This is a genomic window from Algibacter luteus, assembly GCF_030344935.1.
Taxonomy (GTDB): domain Bacteria; phylum Bacteroidota; class Bacteroidia; order Flavobacteriales; family Flavobacteriaceae; genus Arenitalea; species Arenitalea lutea.
Genome location: NZ_CP128313.1, coordinates 3,707,872 through 3,727,935, shown reverse-complemented (window position 1 = coordinate 3,727,935; position 20,064 = coordinate 3,707,872). Strand labels below are relative to the sequence as shown.

Here is a 20,064-nt window from a genome sequence, read left to right as displayed (position 1 = left end):
CGAAATTTCCAATAGTTCGTAACGGTTAATTGAAATAAGTAATTAATAATTGCATTTAGATCAAAGTTAACTAATTTTAAATACAAAAAAGCGCTCATAATTATGAACGCTTCGAATCCTAATAAAGAGGTGAAATTTAATCTACCTCAAAAGTGATTTTTACATTTACTCTAAATTCTGTAACCTCACCATCCTTTACACTTGCACTTTGGTCTTGTACATAAACCGATCGTATATTTTTAAGGCTTTTTGAGGCGTGTTTCACTGCTTTCTTAGTTGCGTCTTCCCAACTTTTGTCTGAATTTGATAATACTTCAATTACTTTTAATACTGCCATAGTCTTATACTATTTTAATTAGTTATTAAATAAAAAACCGATTAAGGTCTTATATTTTTGACACTATTATTTATGATAAGTCACAGATAATTAACCATTAATTGCCTCAACAGTTTCTACTTTTCCTGGAAGCATTTCTTTTAGCATATTTTCTATACCGCTTTTTAAGGTGTAGGTAGAAGAAGGACAACCGCTACAAGCACCTTGAAGCATCACACTAACGTTCTTTTCGTCAGAATTATAGGCAATAAATTGAATGTTACCACCATCACTGGCAACCGCAGGTTTCACATACTCTTCAAGTATATTTACTATTTCTTTTGAAATATCATCAAGCGCTTCGTAGTTTTTATCAAGTTGCTTAGTAGATTTTTGTAATGTCTCTTCTGCTCCTGGCAAAACAACATCTTTTCCAGACTCGATATAATTTCTAATAAATTCTCGAATTTCAATGGTAATATCCTGCCATTCTGTAATGTCAAATTTTGTTACCGATACGTAGTTTTCATCTATAAAAACACTTTTCACAAAAGGAAAATGGAATAACTCTGTAGCTAACGGCGAATGTTTGGCTTCTTCAATTGAAGTAAATTCAAATAAGGCAGTTACAATCTTTTTGTTCGCAACAAACTTCATCACCGCTGGGTTAGGTGTGCTTTCTGCATAAACTGTAACGGGTACTTTTTTCGTTGCAGCAGTATTCTCAACCACAATTCCACCGTCATTTAAATAAGCCTCAATCTGCTCTGCAACCTCATCTTGCACATCATTCCACTCTACAATATTATAACGTTCTACAGCTATAAAATTTCCAGAAATATAAACTTTCTTTACAAAGGGCAAATAGAATAATTGTTGGGCTAATGGTGATTCTTTTGCTTCGTCTATGTTATTAAACTCAAAACTCTGATGTTGAGTAATAAATTGATTTACCTCAAATTTTACAATGGCTTTATTTGACGTTTCTTGCACAGAAACCTTGAAAGTGTTCATTTCAGCTAATTTTTTACAAAAATACTAAAAGAAAACTTTACTTATCCATATATTTGAGTTTTGTTGCCCGTTAATAAAGGCTAAAAAGATAAAGGTTAACTTTATCTTTTTTATGTGTAATTTTTTAATAATCAAGACGTTTGTATATAACTACATCAACTTGGTAGAAAATTTATGAATTTAAAAAACATCATTATAGTAGCACTTATAGCTATGTTTACCAATATAGCTACTTCGCAGGAAGGATTACCTATCTATACTGATTATCTAACCGATAATTATTATTTATTGCACCCTTCTATGGCAGGTGTTGCTAATTGTTCGAAAATCAGAATTACTGGCCGTCAACAATGGTTCGGACAAGATGATGCTCCTAAACTCTTAACCATGAGTATGAATGGAAGAATAGGAGATTCACAATCGGGTGTAGGTGGTATTTTATATGCTGATAAAAACGGTTATCATTCTCAAAAAGGAGCTTATTTAACTTATGCCCACCATTTAATGTTTTCTAGAAGTGAGGTTGATTTAAATATGCTGTCTTTTGGTTTAAGCGCTGGATTTGTTCAATATCAATTAGATGAAACAACCTTTTTAAATGGAGCTCCAATACCAGACCCAATTATTAATGGAATTGTTCAGAACGAAACCAATTTTAATGTCGATTTAGGGTTTTCATATCACTATCTTGATTTTTATGCACACCTTACCGTTAAAAATTTATTAGAAAACGCTGGGGTTAACCGCGATACACAAATAACAAGTAATTTAAGACGCTATTTGGTTTCTGTTGGAAATGTATTTAGCAGATTGGGTAGTGAATGGAGCTTTGAACCTTCTGTAATGTTCCAATATAGAGACCTTACTAAAGAGTCTGCTATTGATATTAACGGAAAGGTTTATAAAGAAATGGATTTTGGTCAATTTTGGGGAGGCGTGTCTTACAGACAAAGCTTAGATGGTGCCGAATTTTTAACAAACCAAAATACAGTGAGTAGTCAAAAACTACAACAAGTAACTCCAATTTTAGGTGTAAATTATAACGATTTTATGTTTGCCTACACTTATACTTATCAAATGAACGACGTTGTATTTACAAACGGCGGCTTTCATCAAATTACATTAGGTTATAACTTTAATTGCAGGCGAGAACGTTTTGACTGTAAATGTCCTGCAGTAAACTAGTAAAAAAAGATTCAAATTTTGAATCTTTATTTTTGACTAATTTTCTGATAAATTAAGTTCTACTTTATTTAATTTGGTTAAATTTAGCCGTATAGCTAAAGCCAAATTAAATAATAAGAAAGATTCTCTATTCTAACATTCGAGATTCTTTTTTCAAAGGAATTAAATATGCCAGTAATAAAATCAGTAAAAGGGAAAGCACCTAGTATTCCAGACGATTGTTTCATAGCCGAAAACGCAACCATAGTAGGCGAAGTAACTATGGGAAACCAATGTAGCGTATGGTTTAGCGCCGTTGTTCGTGGCGATGTTAATTACATAAAAATGGGCAATAAAGTTAATGTACAAGACGGTGCGGTAATTCATGGTACTTATCAAAAATCGGCCACCACGATTGGCAACAATGTCTCTATAGGTCACAACGCCTTGGTTCATGGCTGCTCCATTCACGACAATGTTTTGGTGGGCATGGGTAGTATTATTATGGATGGTTGTGTGGTAGAAAGCAACAGTATTATTGCAGCAGGCGCAGTGTTAACCCAAAACACATTGGTGAAATCGGGTAGCATTTATGCTGGAGTTCCAGCCAAAAAAGTAAAAGATATTAGTAACGAACTCATCTCGGGCGAAATAAACCGAATAGCCGATGCCTATATAAAATATTCAAGTTGGTTTAAAGAGTAGGGCGTTACCGCAAGGGTCGGGCTTTCCATAACTAGTTTTGGCTCGATGTTCGCCTCGCCAAATGCTAAGCATTGCAATCCCTAACGCAATTCACTAATAATTTTAAAAATCAAGATATTCAACCCAATAATTAGCACCCAAAAGCGATTGCATCACTTCCGGTTTACCATTTGTGAAAAATTTGTTTTTAGGTTGAGTATTATTGGTATTTAATATATTATGGCGTTCTAAAATGGCTTTAGTTTGTCTTGCTACGGCTTCACCAGAATCAATAATTTTTACATGTTTCGGAAGCAATTCTAATAGCAATGGCATTAAATAAGGGTAATGTGTGCAACCTAAAACCAAATAGTCAATATTCGCTTTAATCATCGGCTTTAAGTAAACCATTAAAAGCGTTTTCATCTCTTCAGAATTAAGTTTACCATTTTCAATAAGCTCAACAATACCATTGCCATTTTGTTCAACTACATTAATCGTACTAGCAAACAGGCTCGACGTTTTAGAAAACAATTCGCTACTTAAGGTTCCCTTGGTGGCTAAAATACCAACAGCATGGGTTTTGGTTTGCAAAGCAGCAGGTTTAATGGCGGGTTCTATACCAACAAGAGGTACATTGTAATTGGCTCGTAAATAATCAATAGCATTTGTTGTAGCAGTATTACATGCTACAACGATAAGCTTACAGTTTTTATTTAATAAGTATTCTGTATTTTTTATGCTTAATTCTATAATAGCTTCTTTACCCTTTGGGCCATATGGTGCATTAGCACTATCGGCTAAATAAATGGTGTTTTCATGAGGCAACAAAGCATGAATTTCTTTCCAAACAGATGTGCCTCCAACTCCTGAATCAAAAATACCAATAGGGTGTTTACTCATAGTTTAACAAAAATAAAAAAGCTGCCTTGTAAAAAGCAGCTTTTCATAATATTTATAAGGTAGATTTTTATTAGATACCTAATTGTTTTTTTACGTCTGCTAAAATATCATCACCGTCAGCAACAATTAAAGTAGCTCTGTCTAAAACATATTGGTAACCTTTAGCCTTAGCAACATCGTTTATAGCTTTCATTGCAGCTTCCTGAATAGGCTTAAACAATTCAGCTTCTTTTTCAGCTAAATCTTTTTGTGCATCTGCTCTAAATTGCTGAATTCTTTGTTGCTTTTCCTGTAATTCAATCATTCTTTTTTGATTTTCTTCAGCCGTTTTTGTATTAGCTTCAGCATCATATTGACTTACAGTGTTTTGGTATTCTGTAATAGACGCTTGAATATCTGTTTGGTACGTTTTACTCAAAGCTTCAATTTCTGCTTGTGCCTTTTTAGCTGCAGGCATAGATGCAATTAATTCTTGAGTATTTATGTGAGCAACTTTACTTTGCGCTTGTGTAAAGCTAACAGATGCAATACATAGTACGGTTGCTAATAAAATAGTTTTCAATTGTTTCATTTTTAAATAGTATTAAGTGTGTTATAAATTATTATTCGTTTTTGTTTAAGTTGTTTATACTGTCCTTTGCTTTTTGTCTATCTTCTAAAATTTTCTTTTTTCTTTCTTCTAAAGCCTTTTTTCTAGCTTCACGTTCAGCTAATTTTTTTTGCCTGTTCTCTTCTATAAGTTCAGCCTTCGTTTTAGTTTCTCCCTCAATTTTGGCTTCAGTTGTTTTACCGGCTACCTCAGTGGTTTCATTGGCGGCTTCTGCGGTATTGTTTCTGGCGTCCAATTTGGCTTGTTTCGCTTTTTCTCTATCTTCTAATATTTTTTGACGTCTTGCTTCGGCCTCTTTTTTCTTAGCCTCACGCGCCTCTAAAATTTCTTGTCTGCGTTTTTCAACGGCACTTTCTCTAGCTTGCTTTTTTTCTTCTAAAGCTTTTTCTCTAGCTTCTTGTTCTTCATTTATTTCAGGAATTAACTCCTCTTCCTCGGCTGCTTTTCGTTCTGCTTTTGTTGTAACTTGCTTTCGTTTTGAAGATCTTGTGATACTTCTTAAAACCTGCTCGCTAACGTCAAACTGTTTTGCAGAATACAACATCACAGCGTCTGATGATTTATCAAATATAAAATCATATTTTCTGCCTTCAGCCATGTCTTGAACTGCTGCAAAAATTTGATCTTGTATGGGTTGCATCAATTGTCTTTTTTGAATAAACAAATCGCCATTAGGCCCAAATCGCTTTTGTTGATAATCTAAAATCTCATTTTCTTCAAAAGCAATATCTTCTTCGCGCTCATCAACAAGTTCTTTTGTTAAAAGCGCTTTTTCGTTACTTAAATCTTTTCGCTTTTGCTCAACCGTTGCTAATTTTGCTTGAATCTCGTTTTTCCATTTCTGAGCTTTATCTTCTAATTGTGCTGTGGCTTCTTGATATTCGGGTACATTTTGTAAAATATACTCGGTATCAATATAAGCAATTCTTACCCCACGTTGTGCATGCGAATAAAAGCTTAGTGTAAAAACTAATGTCAGTAAAAAAAGAACTTTATTTTGCATCTGTTTAATATTTTATAATTTATCTTTTATAAATTCTAAAATGACAGATGGTTATTCTCTGCCTTTTTGAACTTGGTTTTCAAAATTAACGAATTTTAATCTTAAAAATTTTAATTCTCATGCAAATCATTATTGTGTTATTAGAAAATATCGTGCCAAAGTATTTTTTTTAGTTAAAACTGTTGTCCAATTATGAAATGAGTTTCCCATCCATTTTTAGTAGTTTGCCCAGGTAATGGATCAAAACCATGGCCAAAATCAATACCTAATAAACCAAATGCTGGCATAAATATTCGAATACCTAATCCTGCAGAACGCTTGATGTTAAAAGGATCGAAATCTCTAAAATTTTCGTACGATGAACCACCTTCAATAAAACCAAGGGCATAAATTTTAGCCGATGCTTTTAATGTTATTGGATAACGAAGTTCTAATGAGAATTTATTGTAAATACTTGAACCATCTTGAGATGCCTGCCCTGTAGTTTCATCTAAATGGGTAAGCGATTGGTTTGGATAACCACGTAATTGAATAACTTCTCTTCCATCTAACGAGAAATTACCTAAACCATCTCCTCCTAAATAAAAACGCTCAAAAGGTATTACACCTCTGGCATTATTATATGCTCCTAAAAATCCAAATTCTATTTTTGGCCTTAAAACTAAATTTTTTGTTATTTGAGTATACCACTCACCAGAGAATTTTACTTTGTAAAACTCTAACCAATTGAAGCGTTTTTGGTCAATTTCAGTGATGTCATTAGTGGCTTCAATATACTCAATATCTGCAGTGCTATCAGCATTGTTTCTTCTTTCTACGGCGTCATCGTAATCATCTGAAAGTTGTTCGTAGTCAACACCGTTAAATAAAGAATAAGGGAGCGAAAATTTTGCGCTAAAGGCGAAGTTAGACCCTCCTGTTGGGAAAATAGGATCAACACTTGTGTTATTTCTACTTAAGCCAAAAGTGTATGATAAATTGTTTGAGAAACCATCACCAAATGTAAATAAACCTGTGTTGTAGTTATTTAAGTCATAACGTTGGTAACTTACTGCTTGCGATAAGGTGAAATAGTCATCTGGAACCGATAATCTTTTAGCTAATCCAAAGGTTAAACCTGTAATGTTAAAACTTCTACTTTTATCTGCGTTCCCAGTCCTGTAATCGTATAAAAATTGTTTGGTATGCGATAAAGATGTAGAGAATTGTACTGGACGTTTTCCTCCTAACCAAGGTTCAGAAAATGAGAAACTATAGGTTTGATAGAAACGACTAGCTTGCAAACGTAGCGATAATTTCTGTCCGTCACCCATTGGGATTGGCTTATAAGCTTCTTTTTTAAAGATGTCTTTTATAGAAAAGTTGTTAAATGATAAACCAAGTGTTCCTATAAAACCTCCACCGCCGTAACCACCTTGTAGTTCTATTTGGCTAGATCCAGTTTCTTGAACTGCATATTCCATATCAATAGTGCCTTCTACGGGGTTGGGATTGTTAAAATTTGGAGTTATTTGTTGGGCATCAAAAAAGCCTAATTGCCCAAGTTCTCTAACCGTTCTTACCACATTGGCTTTGCTGTATAATTGTCCAGGGCGTGTACGTAGTTCTCTATAAATAACATGGTCGTTGGTTTTATCATTTCCAACAACTGAGACGCTGTTAAAATAAGCTGGTTTTCCTTCAGAAATTCTAACTTCAATATCAATAACATTATTATCAGCACTTACCTCCACAGGGTTTACACTCGAGAATAAATAGCCGTTATTTTGATATTGATTTGTAATATCTTGAGCATCTGGTTTCGAATTGTCGGCTATTCTTTTTTGTAATAAGATTCCATTGTAGGTATCGCCTTTTCTAATTCGTAACAATCTACTAAGTTGTTCGTTTGTATAAACGGTATTACCAATAAATTTAATGTCTCCAAAAGTATATTGCTCACCTTCATTAACTTTAATTACTAAAGAAATGGTTTTATCATCGTTATAAATCAAACTGTCCGATAATATTCGGGCATCTCTATATCCATTTTCTTTATAAGTATCAATTACATGACCTAAATCTGCTTGATACGATGAGTCTATGAATTTTGAACGTTTTAAAACCCTTATTGGGTTAATTTTCTTAGTGCCTTTCATGCTTTTTCTAAGTTTTTTATCACTCAGAACGTCGTTGCCTTTAAAGGTTATATCTTTAATTTTTACTTTTTCACCTTTATCTATATTCAACACCATATTTACTCTTGAGGCTTTCACGGTATCTTGCACCTCAATGGTATTAATATGTACTTTAGTATTTAGGAAACCTTCTTTTTTGTATTTTTTAGTAAGAAAGTTTTTGGTAGTTGTAATTAAGTTTTCGGTGACTTTAGTTCCTTTTGTTAGTTTATTCTCTTTAACTATACCTTCAATTTTACCCTTTTTAACGCCTTTGACTTTTAGTTCGTTGAGTTGAGGTAAATCAAATAATTTAATCTGCAAGTAAGCCACATTATCTTCTATTTTTGTAACGTATACTTCTATATCGCTAAATAGTTTAGAGTTCCAAAGTTTTTTAATGGCATTACCTATGTCTTCACCAGGGATTGTAATTTCTTGCCCTTTTCTTAAACCAGAATATGCTATAATAGTTTGTTCGCTAAATGCAGTGTTTCCAGCAACTGAAACTTCGCCTAAAGTGTATTTTTTTCCTTCTGTAAAGTTAGAATTTTGTGAACTAACATTAAAAAAGCTAATAAAAAATAGTATTGCAATGCAGTTCTTTAAATATGATGTAGTAGATATATTTTTAACTAAGTTGTTCACTTGTTTTCCCAAATCGTCGTTCTCTTTTTTGATATTCAATAATAGCTTCATATAAATGCTGCTTTGTAAAATCTGGCCATAAGACACTTGTGAAATATAATTCTGCATATGCAATTTGCCATAATAAAAAGTTGCTTATACGTTGTTCTCCACTGGTTCTAATTAGCAAATCTACATCTGGTAAATTTTGCGTGTAAAGATGCTCATTTATAATTGATTCATCAATATTTTCGGGAGAAATTATATTATTTTTAACTTTAATACTTATTTCCTTAACAGTGTTTATGATTTCTTCTCTAGAGCCATAACTTAGTGCAAGAGTTAGGGTCATTCTAGAATTATCTTTTGTGTTTTCTATAACTTCATAAAGTTCTTTGTGCACTTTGGTCGGTAAAGAATTTAAAGCACCAATGGCAGATAATTTAATGTCGTTGTCTTGAAGTGTTTTTATTTCTTTTTTCAAAGAGGACACTAAAAGTTTCATAAGTGTTTGTACTTCTAATTTTGGTCTATTCCAGTTTTCAGTTGAAAAAGCATAAAGAGTTAAGTTTTTTATGCCAAGTTCAGCGCTAGCTTCAACAGTTTGTCTTACAGATTTGGTTCCGTTTTCATGACCAAAAGCGCGCATCATGCCCTTTTGTTTTGCCCAACGCCCATTTCCGTCCATAATTATGGCAATATGTTTAGGTAATGATTTTGTATGAATACTGTTCTTTAAATCCATTTTATTCTACGCAATAGCAAGGGTTTTCTCCAAAGGTGTAAGTTAATGTAATTCCAGAAAACACATACCAGTCGCTATTATTTATATTTCCAAAACGCAATGATTGTAGTTCACTTGCATCAGGTTTGCTTCCATCAAGTTCGTCTGAGAAGGTATAACGCGCACCAACTTCAATACCTAAAATAAAATTCTCTAAAACATTGGTTTTAAACCCTATAGCCATAGGAATTCCATAAGCCCAACTTGAGGTATCTTCTTGTGTTTGTGCACCGTTTGAAAAATAGTGATTATCGTGATAAGCCACTGTAATACCTGAATATAAATATGGAGTTCCTAGCTTTTCACCAGAGTGCAGGTTAAAATCTAAAAATGTAAATTCCATACCTAATGAGATTTCAGTTATTTTGCTCGAGAACTCATAGCCTCTTTGAATACGTCTTGGGTCGTCTGAATTGGTATCGATACCTTCTAATTCACTAAATATTATTGAGCCTCTATAGGAATGTCTTTTACTTCTGTTCCATTTATATAAACCGCCAATAGCGAATTGATTTGGTGAAATATAGTCGGTAGCACCTACGTCTCCAATAAAATTACTTCCACCTAAAAAAACGCCAATTTCGTTAATTTGGCTAAAGCTTAATTGAGCGCTTAAAATGCTTAATATCAATATGGTTAAATGCCTCATAAATATTCAAAAGTTTGCAAATATAATAAATAAGATTAGCCCATAACAATTTGAGCTAAATAGTATTAGTGTAAAACAGAAATTCTTTTGAAATATTGTTAAGTTATTTAAGCGAATTACGTTTATCTTCTCCCCAAAGCAGCTTTTTTCTTAAGGTTGCTAAAAAGCTTTCGTTTAAAAGGTCTATCATCTTAATTTTAAAATCTGCCTTTTTAATTTTAATAAGTGTGCCGTTATCTAGTGTGGCAATTCTAGAATCTAAGGAAATTAAATGCTGTTTTTCTCGACCGTTTACTCTAAGGTGAATTTCTGTAGAATCGGGAATAACCAATGGTCTAGCACTTAGGTTATGAGGCGCAATAGGAGTTAAAACAAAGTTAAGTGCACCTGGAGTAATTACAGGGCCGCCGCAGCTTAATGAATAGCCTGTTGAGCCAGTAGGTGTAGAGACAATTAAACCATCACTCCAATATGAATTTAAAAATTCGTCATTTAAATGTGTATCAATGGTAATCATAGCAGTTGTGTTTTTTCTGCTTACTGAAATTTCATTTAACGCGAAATTCATCGATTTTATATCCTCATTTTCCGGAACTGTTTCAACAGTTAGTATTGAACGTTCAGAAATTCTGTATTTTCCATCTATAATATTTTGAATAGCCTCTTCAATGGCATCAACTTGAATAGTAGCTAAAAACCCTAATCTTCCTGTGTTAATTCCAATTATAGGAATACCTAAATCTTTCACAAACATGGTTGCTCTAAGAATAGTACCATCGCCACCAATACTCACTAAAAAACTAAAACTTTCATCAAGTTCGGTAAATGTTTTATACTTATGGTAGTCTTTTATATTGTGAGGTTCTTTGTATATAAGCTTGTAAAACTCCGTTTCGATATAAGCATCGATGCCTTTACTTTCAAGAAAATTGAAAAGCGTTTCAACCGATTGTGGTGTTGTTACATTAAAATATCGTCCAAAAATGGCAACCTTCATGTGTTTATTTTATTTTCTATGGTTGTTTGGTATTTTGTATTGAGTTCAAAATATTTTTCACCAAACTACATGTTTAAATATTTTTTTAAATAGTCTGAACGTTCTTTTAATGTTTCAAGATAGCCATCTTCTTCATGTCCAGAAACAATGTTATAGCTATAGCGTCTAAATGTTTGTATAATTTCATTAAGCCCAGTATTCCCTATCTTTAAGGTTACTTGAACCAAATCGGTGTTCATTCTAGAAATAAATGCGCCTAAAAGTTTACCGTCGTTCGATTCAACAATCTGACTTATCTCACTAAATGAATAATCGTTAATACCTTTTTCCACGATTAAAATGCCTCCAGCTTCAGAGAAAAAAGGCGATTCGCTAAATAAACTGATAACATCATTTAATTCATAATAACCTAAATACTTGTTATGAATATCTAAGACAGGCATGACATTGGTTGAATTTACAGCAAAAGTTTCCAAAATATCGAGCCATACGGTATTTTTTCTAACATAAAAATCTTCCAATGCGTATTTATACTCGCTTAGTTGTTTGTCGGCGTCAAAAATATGGGCATCGGTCTCAGAAAAACAACCTAAATAGGCACCGGTATCGTCTTTTACAGGAATATGCGAGAATGTTAGTTGATTAAACAATAATTGTAAATCTCTTGTTTTACTGTTAATGTTTAACGGTTTTATGTCGTTAATTATAAGTTCTGAAAGTTTCATCGTTCTTTCCTAATATAAATTGATAATTCAAATAAACTAACTGCGCATTCCATTTTAATAGTACTCTTAAAATGTACCGCAAATTAATCAAAAAAATAGTACCAATGCTTGTTGTACTTTGTATTTTTGTCTTTTAAAATAGATTTATGACAAAGTTAAGTGTTAATATTAATAAGATAGCAACCTTAAGAAATTCCAGAGGAAGCGATGTGCCAAATGTAGTACAGTTTGCAAAAGATGTGCAACGATTTGGTGCGGAAGGAGTGACTATACACCCAAGACCTGATGAAAGACATATAAGATATCAAGACGCACGCGATTTAAAACCAGAAGTTTATACCGAATATAATATTGAAGGAAATCCAATAGAATCATTTATTAATTTGGTGTTAGATGTGAAGCCAACACAGGTTACGTTAGTGCCAGATGCTGTTGATGCTATTACAAGTAATGCAGGCTGGGATACTATAAAACACAAAGATTTTTTAGTTGATGTGATTAAAGAATTTCAAAACACCAATATTAGAACTTCAATATTTGTTGATCCAGTTTTAAAACAAATTGAAGGCGCCAAAGAAACTGGAACTGATAGAATCGAGCTTTATACTGAGGCATTTGCGCATCAATATAGTAAAGGAGATTTTGAAGGCATAAAATCATATGTTGAAAGTGCCGAATTAGCAAATAATTTGGGTTTAGGAATTAATGCAGGTCACGATTTATCGCTTGATAATATTGAGTTTTTCAAAGAGAACATACCAAATTTGTTAGAGGTATCAATTGGGCATGCATTAGTTGCAGAGAGTTTATATTTGGGAGTAGAAAATGTAATTCAAATGTATTTAAACAAACTTAAATAATGCTTTTACATTCAAATATTTTAGGAGTAGGAAAGCCATTTGTTATCTTACATGGGTTTTTAGGCATGAGCGATAACTGGAAAACCCTTGGCACTCAGTTTAGCGAAGAAGGATTTCAAGTGCATTTGTTGGATCAGCGTAATCACGGAAGAAGTTTTCATGATGCCGAGTTTAATTATGAGGTTTTAGTTGAAGATTTAAAACAGTATTGCGATGTTAATAATCTTACCAATATGGTGCTATTAGGGCATTCCATGGGCGGAAAAACAGCTATGTTATTTGCTGCAACTTATCCAGAAATGGTTTCAAAATTAATAGTTGCCGATATTTCACCAAGATTTTATCCGGTGCATCATGATGCTATTTTAGAAGGACTAAGCGCTTTAAATTTTAACGAACTTTCATCAAGAGGTGAGGCAGATGAAGCTTTAAGTCACTTCATATCAGATCAAGGAATCCGTATGTTTTTACTTAAAAATTTATATTGGGTAGAAAAAGGGCAATTAGGGTTACGAATCAATTTAGAAGTTTTAAAAAATGAAGTTGCCGAGGTTGGTGAACCCTTACCAAGTTATGCCAGATTTGATAAAGACACCCTGTTTTTACGTGGAGACCGTTCAGAATATATAGGAATAGAGGATGAACGCATTATAAAAAATCATTTTTCAAAGGCTAACGTAGTTACCATTTCTAATGCTGGACATTGGTTACACGCCGAAAATCCGAAAGACTTTTTTGAAGCTGTAATTAATTTCGTAAATTCATAAATAAATACAAAAAACATGAATTTAATTTTAAGATTATTGCTCAACGCTATCGCGGTATTTGCTCTTGCAAATATTTTAACGGGCGTTTATGTAGATGGATATGTCTCAGCAATTATTGTTGCGCTCGTATTGTCTATCTTAAACCTATTTGTAAAGCCCATTTTGATAATTTTTACATTGCCCGTAACCATCATAACTTTAGGTTTATTTCTGCTCGTTATTAACGGGTTGATTATTCTTTTAGCCGATAAATTTATTGATGGATTTTCGGTCGAAAATATATGGTGGGCAATCTTATTCAGTATTCTTTTATCTATACTTCAATCGCTTTTACAGTCTTTCTTGAAAACAGATAAAAAATAGCTTCAAAATCAAGTAATTAAAAACTTTGTTGGGATGTAAAAATGTATTATTTTTGCATCCCAATTTTAGTCACAGAAATCGCTGTACATTAAAGGCTTAGAGTTTCTACTAAATTTGGATATTTTCGCGTAAGCGTGAATTAATTAATTTAGGTTTAAAAACCTTTTGTTAAACTCCCGTAAAAGGGTTTTATATCATTTAAAATGAATATTACAAGAGAAAACGTTGATGCATTAAATGCTGTAGTAAAAGTTGATATCGCTAAAGAAGATTATAGCGATAAAGTAGAAAAAATATTAACAGATTATCGTAAAACAGCTAACATTCCAGGTTTTAGAAAAGGTCATGTACCAATGGGAATGGTTAAAAAGCAATACGGAAAAGCTGTTTTGGTTGATGAGGTAAACAAGTTATTACAAGATGCTTTAAACAAATATTTAACTGAAGAAAAATTAGATGTTCTTGGGCAACCATTACCCAAAACACAAGATGAAATAGATTGGGATGCCGATAAATTTTCTTTTGAATTTGAATTGGGTCTTGCTCCAGAATTTAAAGTAGAATTGAAAAGTAAAAAAGCCATCACGCAATACCATATTATTGCTGATGACAAAATGATTAATGAGCAAATTGAGCGTATTCAAAAACAATACGGGAAATTAGTTTCTCAAGATACTGTTCAAAAAGACAGTGAAATAACGGGTACTTTTACTAATGAGGAAAAAGAGATAAACAATACAGTAACTTTAACTTTAGATAAGTTTAAAGGAAAATCTACTGCAAAACAATTTATTGGCGCTAAAGTTGGCGATGTTATTACATTAAAAACTAAAGGACTTTATGATGACGAGCATGAATTAATGCATGCTTTAAAATTAGGACATGATGATGTTCATGGATTAGATGTTGAAGTTAATTTTGAAATTACTGAAATTAACGAACGTGAATTGGCTGATTTAGATCAGGAATTATTTGATAAGCTTTTTGGAGCTGGAAATGTAACTTCTGTAACCGAATTAAAAGCCAAAATAAAGGAAGATGCCGAAAAACAGTTTGCGCAACAAGCAGACCAAAAACTGCTAAACGATGTTACTGAATATTTAGTTGAAAATACTAAATTCGATTTACCTGCCGAGTTTTTAACAAAATGGATGCAAACAGCTGGCGAGCAAGAATTAGATGCAGACCAAGCAAGAGAAGAATACGAGAAGTCTGAAAAAAGCTTACGTTATCAGTTAATAGAAGGAAAGTTAATTGAAGAAAATAACGTTCAAGTAACTATGGACGATATTAAGAATCATGCAAAAGAAATGATTAAAGGACAAATGGCTCAATTTGGTCAAATGAATCCTTCTGATAAAGAGTTGGATGATATTGCTGCCAGAGTGTTAGGTAATCAGGATGAGGCACGTCGTATATCAGAGCAGTTAATTAGCCAAAAATTGCTTGAGCTTTATAAAGAAAAAGCAAATATTAAAGTAAAAGAATTAAGTTACGAAAACTTTGTTAAAGAAGTTTACGGTGACAAATAGATAAATAATAAATGCTTATATTTAAGCGCTTAAATCAAAAGATTTAAGCGCTTTTTTATTAAAAACAAAATTCACATTTAATTCATTAAAACTTATCTTTATGTAAGTCAGATGGTTAAATAAAAAACACAATAAAAACGACTATGGATTACGCAAAAGAATTTGAAAAATTCGCGATAAAAGACCAAGGTATAAGCAGTACATACTATAATAAAATTATAAGTAGCATGTATCCTACTAACCTTACACCGAATATTATTGAAGAGCGCCAAATGAATATTGCAATTTTCGATGTATTTTCTCGTTTAATGATGGACAGGATTATTTTCTTAGGAACAGGAATTAATGATCAAGTGGCCAATATTATTCAGGCTCAATTATTATTCTTAGAAAGTACAGACGCTAATAAAGATATTCAAATATATATCAATTCTCCAGGAGGAAGTGTTTATGCGGGCTTAGGTATATATGATACCATGCAATTTATAAAACCAGATGTAGCAACTATTTGTACTGGTATGGCAGCTTCTATGGGGGCCGTATTGTTATGTGCTGGTGAAAAAGGTAAGCGAAGCGGATTAACGCATTCGCGTGTCATGATTCATCAACCTTTAGGCGGAGCGCAAGGTCAAGCTAGTGATATTGAAATTACGGCTAGAGAAATTTTAATTCTAAAAGAAGAACTTTATAAGATAATTAGTAAGCATTCAGGACAAGATTACGACAAAGTATATGAAGACAGTGATAGAGATTACTGGATGAAAGCTGATAAGGCCAAAGAATACGGTATGATAGACGAGATTTTGGCTCGCAAATAAATAATTTGTAATTTTAAAGAATTGTTACAGAGGTAATTATAACTTTTTACTCTCAAAATTAAATAAGATTAATGGCAAAAGAAGAATTAGAATGTTCGTTTTGTGGTCGTAAAAAACCTGAGACAAACTTGTTGATTGCGGGATTAGATGCACACATCTGTGATAGATGTATTGAGCAAGCTCATGGTATTGTACTAGAGGAATCAAAACAAAACGATAGCAGTGACTTATCTGCAGAATTAAAACTTCGTAAACCCCAACAAATTAAGGCGTTTCTGGATGAATATATTATAGGTCAATCGTCAACCAAAAAAGTAATGTCGGTTGCTGTTTATAATCACTACAAAAGATTATTGCAACCAGTTACTACAGATGATATAGACATTCAAAAAAGTAATATCATAATGGTTGGGCAAACGGGTACAGGTAAAACATTAATGGCGAAAACCATTGCTAGAATGTTAAATGTACCATTGGCTATTGTTGATGCAACGGTTTTAACTGAAGCTGGTTATGTAGGTGAAGATGTTGAAAGTATTTTAACGCGCTTGTTACAAGCCGCTGATTATAACTTAGAAAAAGCAGAAAAAGGCATTGTTTTTATTGATGAAATTGATAAAATTGCTCGTAAAAGCGATAACCCATCTATAACTAGAGATGTTTCTGGTGAAGGTGTTCAACAAGCATTACTTAAGCTTTTAGAGGGTACCGTTGTTAATGTCCCACCTAAAGGAGGGCGTAAGCATCCAGACCAAAAGTTTATTGAAGTCAACACAGAAAATATATTATTTATTGCCGGTGGTGCTTTTGATGGTATTGATCGAGTTATTTCAAAACGATTAAATATGCAAGCTGTTGGCTATAGCGCATCGATGTCTGATGAAGTTGTCGATCAAGATAACCTTCTGCAATATATTATACCAAAAGATTTAAAAGATTTTGGTTTAATTCCGGAAATTATAGGACGTTTACCGGTATTAACATATATGGATCCGTTAGATGCAGATACTTTAAGAGCCATATTAACAGAACCAAAAAACGCTATAATAAAACAATACAAAAAGTTGTTTGAGATGGATAATATAGACTTTACCATCACAGACGGGGCTTTAGGATTTATTGTAGATAAAGCAATTGAATATAAATTGGGTGCCAGAGGATTACGTTCTTTATGCGAAGAAATTTTAACCGATGCAATGTTTGAATTGCCAAGTAGTAACGAGAAAAAATTAAATGTGACAAAGGCTTATGCCGAAGATAAATTAACAAAAACAACTTTAAAGAAACTTAAAGCAGTTTCTTAAATAGTTTGTCAATTAATATTATAAAAAAACCACGCTATATAGCGTGGTTTTTTTTATTTATGGATATTAATTAATATGGATATACGTTATTTAGTTTTTGTTACTCTTTAATCTGACGTAAAAGTATAGCTAATAAATACATGGGCAATGACCACAAACTGTGTTTTAGACTATAAGACGAAATACTCGTTTAAAAACTTTTTTGGTAGCACTTAATCGATATGACAACCTTTTATCGATAAAATCTAAATGATGAATATGAATTTGATGTGTAAAACAGTTTGAGATTTTTTAACTTCATAGTTTGTTTTGCTAATTATTACATATGAAGAAGTTAAGAACCTTGATTTAATAAATCAATAAATGTTCTAGAATGAGTTTTGAAGAAAGTGGTTAGTTGTTCAGTTTCAGTAAATCTTCAATATAATCACGAGAATTTGAAAGTCTAGGTACTTTATGTTGTCCACCTAATTTGTCATTTAATTTTAACCAATCATGAAACAAATGTGTGCGTGCAATATTTATTTTTGGCTTGTTAAGGGTGATATTATTATAACGTTTTGCTTCATAATCTGAGTTTAATGATTTTAATGCATTATCAAATAATTCATTAAAATAATCGAGATCCTTAGGAGGTGTTTTAAACTCTATTAACCACTCATGAGCACCTTTTTCTTTGCCTTTCATAAAAATTGGTGCTGCAGTAAAATCTACAATTTCTGACTTGGTTCGTTTGCAAACTTTTTTGAGTGCGTTTTCTGCATTTTCAATAATGAGTTCTTCTCCAAAAACATTTATATGATGTTTAGTTCTTCCAGAAATTTTAATACGGTAAGGATTTAAAGACGTAAATCTTACGGTATCACCAATTTTATAACGCCATAAACCTGCGTTTGTAGTTATAATGACTGCGTAATTTTTATTGAGTTGAACCTGGCTAAGTGGAATAGCTTTTTCTTCTGAAGTCGCATACACTTCCATTGGGATAAATTCATAAAAAATACCATAATCCAGCATCAGTAGTAATTCCGAGGAATTATTTTGATCTTGAATGGCAAAAAAACCTTCAGAGGCATTGTAAATTTCATAGTATTTAAAATCCTTAGAGGGTAGAATTTTTTTGTACTGATCTTTATAAGGTGTGAAGCTTACGCCACCATGAAAATACACTTCTAAATTTGGCCAAACTTCATGTAAGTTTTGTTTTCCAGAACTTTCTAACACGTTGTTCAACAATACAAGCATCCAAGAAGGTACTCCTGCTAGACTGGTGACATTTTCATTTATAGTTTCATCAACAATGGCTTGCATCTTATGCTCCCAATCGCTCATTAGCGAGACTTTGTTACTTGGAGTGCTGCTAAACTCTGCCCAAAATGGCATATTATCAATTAAAATAGCCGATAAATCGCCAAAAACAGTTCCGTTTTCTTTGTACAATTCCTTACTACCTCCTAACCTTAAACTCTTGCCAGTAAATAGTTGCGAGTTTTCGTTGTTGTTTAAGTACATACACAACAAATCTTTACTGGCTGCATAATGGCAATCTTCTAATGATTCTTCGCTTACAGGTATAAATTTACTTTTTGCGCTGGTAGTTCCACTTGACTTAGCAAACCATTTAATAGGTGTGGGCCAGAAAATGTTGTTTTCACCTTGTCGCGATCTTTCAATTGTACTTTGCCATCCCGTGTAATTCTTAATGGGAACGCGTTCTGCAAACGTTCTATAATTTTTAATAGATGCAAAATCAAATTCCTTACCTATTTCTGTATTTTTCGCAAAATCTAACAAGCTCAATAAGAGCTCTTCCTGCACTTCGTTTGGGTACTTTAAAAACAATTCAATTTGATGAAATCGCTTTTTTAAAAACCATGACGCAATAGAATTTACTAATGGAATTGACATATTTATGCTATCTTTAAGATTCTAAAAATAAGACTTTTTTTTATGACCTACCAAGGTGTTCTAACAAAAATGGAAACTGAATTTACTAGTCCAATTCAGTATTATTTAGTGTTTGAGAATGATTTTATAAATATGAATCAATTACTCAATAAAACCATTACCATACAATTTGTAAAATATCAGTGTTTAAACTGTGGATTGGATAAACCGATATTCAGACAAGGTTATGATAGGCAATGTTTTTACGATGTAGCACAAGCTGGAGATTGGATTATGAGACCAGAGTTAAGTACAGCACATTTAGATATTGCCGATAGAGATTTAGAATATGAGAAAAAAGTTCAGTTACAACCGCACATCGTTTATTTAGCGAATTCAAGTAATGTAAAAGTTGGGGTGACTAGAAAAAGCCAAGTTCCCACACGCTGGATAGATCAAGGGGCACATGAAGCCATTGAAATTGTTGAGGTCCCAAATAGGTATTTGGCTGGAGTCACAGAAGTTGCGCTTAAAGATTATGTAGCCGATAAAACCAATTGGCGCTCAATGCTTAAAAACGATATTAAAGATGAAAATTTAGTAGAATGGCGCGAACGTTTAAAATCTTATATTCCAGAAGAAGCAAAAGATTATTTTATTGAAAGTAATACAGAAACAAACCTCGAATTTCCAGTATTTAAATATCCTGAAAAACCAAAAAGCTTAAATATTGTTAAACAACATGCTTACACAGGTAAATTAGTAGGTATAAAAGGGCAATACCTCATTTTTGAAGATGAAACCGTTTTTAATGTACGTGCTAATGAAGGTTTGGTTGTTCAAATAACAGTTCATTAAGTCATTTTTACAAGGTTGTAACGGGTTAATTTTCTGTTATTTA

General features: G+C 32.7%; 20 protein-coding genes. 9 read left to right on the top strand and 11 right to left on the bottom strand.

Annotated elements, in window-relative coordinates; genetic code table 11:
• Positions 1-136 precede the first annotated feature (136 nt).
• On the bottom strand, positions 137-337 hold the full coding sequence (locus O5O44_RS16195; protein WP_019387655.1) for a dodecin family protein: 201 nt from the start codon (positions 335-337) through the stop codon (positions 137-139).
• 90 nt (positions 338-427) lie between these two features.
• Positions 428-1,330, bottom strand: a complete 903-nt coding sequence (locus O5O44_RS16190) for a NifU family protein (RefSeq protein ID WP_289195224.1) — start codon at positions 1,328-1,330, stop codon at positions 428-430.
• 174 nt (positions 1,331-1,504) lie between these two features.
• On the opposite strand from O5O44_RS16190, the gene O5O44_RS16185 reads away from it, so the two are divergent.
• Both O5O44_RS16185 and O5O44_RS16180 read left to right on the top strand, forming a co-directional pair.
• The gene (locus O5O44_RS16185; RefSeq protein ID WP_289195223.1) at positions 1,505-2,515 is read left to right on the top strand and encodes a PorP/SprF family type IX secretion system membrane protein; all 1,011 of its coding nucleotides are present in this window, start codon (positions 1,505-1,507) and stop codon (positions 2,513-2,515) included.
• 168 nt (positions 2,516-2,683) lie between these two features.
• On the top strand, positions 2,684-3,199 hold the full coding sequence (locus O5O44_RS16180) for a gamma carbonic anhydrase family protein (RefSeq protein ID WP_289195222.1): 516 nt from the start codon (positions 2,684-2,686) through the stop codon (positions 3,197-3,199).
• 102 nt (positions 3,200-3,301) lie between these two features.
• On the opposite strand, the gene murI is transcribed toward O5O44_RS16180, so the two are convergent.
• The 8 genes from murI to O5O44_RS16140 form a co-directional block, all read right to left on the bottom strand.
• Complete coding sequence (murI, locus tag O5O44_RS16175; RefSeq protein ID WP_289195221.1) at positions 3,302-4,081, bottom strand: glutamate racemase; 780 nt, start codon at positions 4,079-4,081, stop codon at positions 3,302-3,304.
• A 70-nt stretch (positions 4,082-4,151) separates the two neighbouring features.
• Entirely contained in the window at positions 4,152-4,652 is a 501-nt protein-coding gene (locus O5O44_RS16170) for an OmpH/Skp family outer membrane protein (protein WP_019387660.1), read from the bottom strand.
• Between the two features lie 31 nt (positions 4,653-4,683).
• Positions 4,684-5,694, bottom strand: a complete 1,011-nt coding sequence (locus O5O44_RS16165) for an OmpH family outer membrane protein (protein WP_289195220.1) — start codon at positions 5,692-5,694, stop codon at positions 4,684-4,686.
• A 173-nt stretch (positions 5,695-5,867) separates the two neighbouring features.
• A complete protein-coding gene (gene bamA, locus O5O44_RS16160; protein ID WP_289195219.1) occupies positions 5,868-8,549 on the bottom strand; it encodes an outer membrane protein assembly factor BamA in 2,682 nt (893 codons plus the stop codon).
• Positions 8,482-9,222 carry an undecaprenyl pyrophosphate synthase gene (gene uppS / locus O5O44_RS16155; protein ID WP_289195218.1) on the bottom strand — a complete coding sequence of 247 codons (741 nt, stop codon included), beginning with the start codon at positions 9,220-9,222 and terminating at the stop codon, positions 8,482-8,484. Before uppS ends, bamA begins: the two co-directional genes overlap by 68 nt.
• 1 nt (position 9,223) lies before the next feature.
• Entirely contained in the window at positions 9,224-9,910 is a 687-nt protein-coding gene (porG, locus tag O5O44_RS16150; protein ID WP_289195217.1) for a type IX secretion system protein PorG, read from the bottom strand.
• Positions 9,911-10,013: 103 nt separating this feature from the next.
• The gene (locus O5O44_RS16145) at positions 10,014-10,907 is read right to left on the bottom strand and encodes an NAD kinase (protein ID WP_289195216.1); all 894 of its coding nucleotides are present in this window, start codon (positions 10,905-10,907) and stop codon (positions 10,014-10,016) included.
• 65 nt (positions 10,908-10,972) lie between these two features.
• Positions 10,973-11,632 (bottom strand): CBS domain-containing protein, encoded by a 660-nt coding sequence (locus O5O44_RS16140; protein WP_019387666.1) that lies wholly within the window; start codon positions 11,630-11,632, stop codon positions 10,973-10,975.
• Between the two features lie 146 nt (positions 11,633-11,778).
• Between O5O44_RS16140 and O5O44_RS16135 the strand changes: the two genes are divergently transcribed.
• From O5O44_RS16135 to clpX, 6 genes are all read left to right on the top strand, one after another.
• The gene (locus O5O44_RS16135) at positions 11,779-12,492 is read left to right on the top strand and encodes a pyridoxine 5'-phosphate synthase (RefSeq protein WP_289195215.1); all 714 of its coding nucleotides are present in this window, start codon (positions 11,779-11,781) and stop codon (positions 12,490-12,492) included.
• On the top strand, positions 12,492-13,259 hold the full coding sequence (locus O5O44_RS16130) for an alpha/beta fold hydrolase (protein WP_289195214.1): 768 nt from the start codon (positions 12,492-12,494) through the stop codon (positions 13,257-13,259). Before O5O44_RS16135 ends, O5O44_RS16130 begins: the two co-directional genes overlap by 1 nt.
• Positions 13,260-13,274: 15 nt before the next feature.
• Positions 13,275-13,622 (top strand): phage holin family protein, encoded by a 348-nt coding sequence (locus tag O5O44_RS16125; RefSeq protein ID WP_289195213.1) that lies wholly within the window; start codon positions 13,275-13,277, stop codon positions 13,620-13,622.
• A gap of 203 nt (positions 13,623-13,825) precedes the next feature.
• Positions 13,826-15,154, top strand: coding sequence for a trigger factor (tig, locus tag O5O44_RS16120; protein ID WP_289195212.1), 1,329 nt, complete (start codon positions 13,826-13,828; stop codon positions 15,152-15,154).
• 143 nt (positions 15,155-15,297) lie between these two features.
• Positions 15,298-15,972, top strand: coding sequence for an ATP-dependent Clp endopeptidase proteolytic subunit ClpP (gene clpP / locus O5O44_RS16115; protein WP_019387671.1), 675 nt, complete (start codon positions 15,298-15,300; stop codon positions 15,970-15,972).
• A gap of 71 nt (positions 15,973-16,043) precedes the next feature.
• A complete protein-coding gene (gene clpX, locus O5O44_RS16110) occupies positions 16,044-17,276 on the top strand; it encodes an ATP-dependent Clp protease ATP-binding subunit ClpX (RefSeq protein ID WP_019387672.1) in 1,233 nt (410 codons plus the stop codon).
• Between the two features lie 393 nt (positions 17,277-17,669).
• Here the strand turns inward: clpX and O5O44_RS16105 are convergent, their stop codons facing one another.
• On the bottom strand, positions 17,670-19,184 hold the full coding sequence (locus O5O44_RS16105; RefSeq protein WP_289195211.1) for a GH3 auxin-responsive promoter family protein: 1,515 nt from the start codon (positions 19,182-19,184) through the stop codon (positions 17,670-17,672).
• A 42-nt stretch (positions 19,185-19,226) separates the two neighbouring features.
• On the opposite strand from O5O44_RS16105, the gene O5O44_RS16100 reads away from it, so the two are divergent.
• A complete protein-coding gene (locus O5O44_RS16100; RefSeq protein WP_289195210.1) occupies positions 19,227-20,021 on the top strand; it encodes a DUF2797 domain-containing protein in 795 nt (264 codons plus the stop codon).
• The last annotated feature ends 43 nt before the right edge of the window (positions 20,022-20,064 follow it).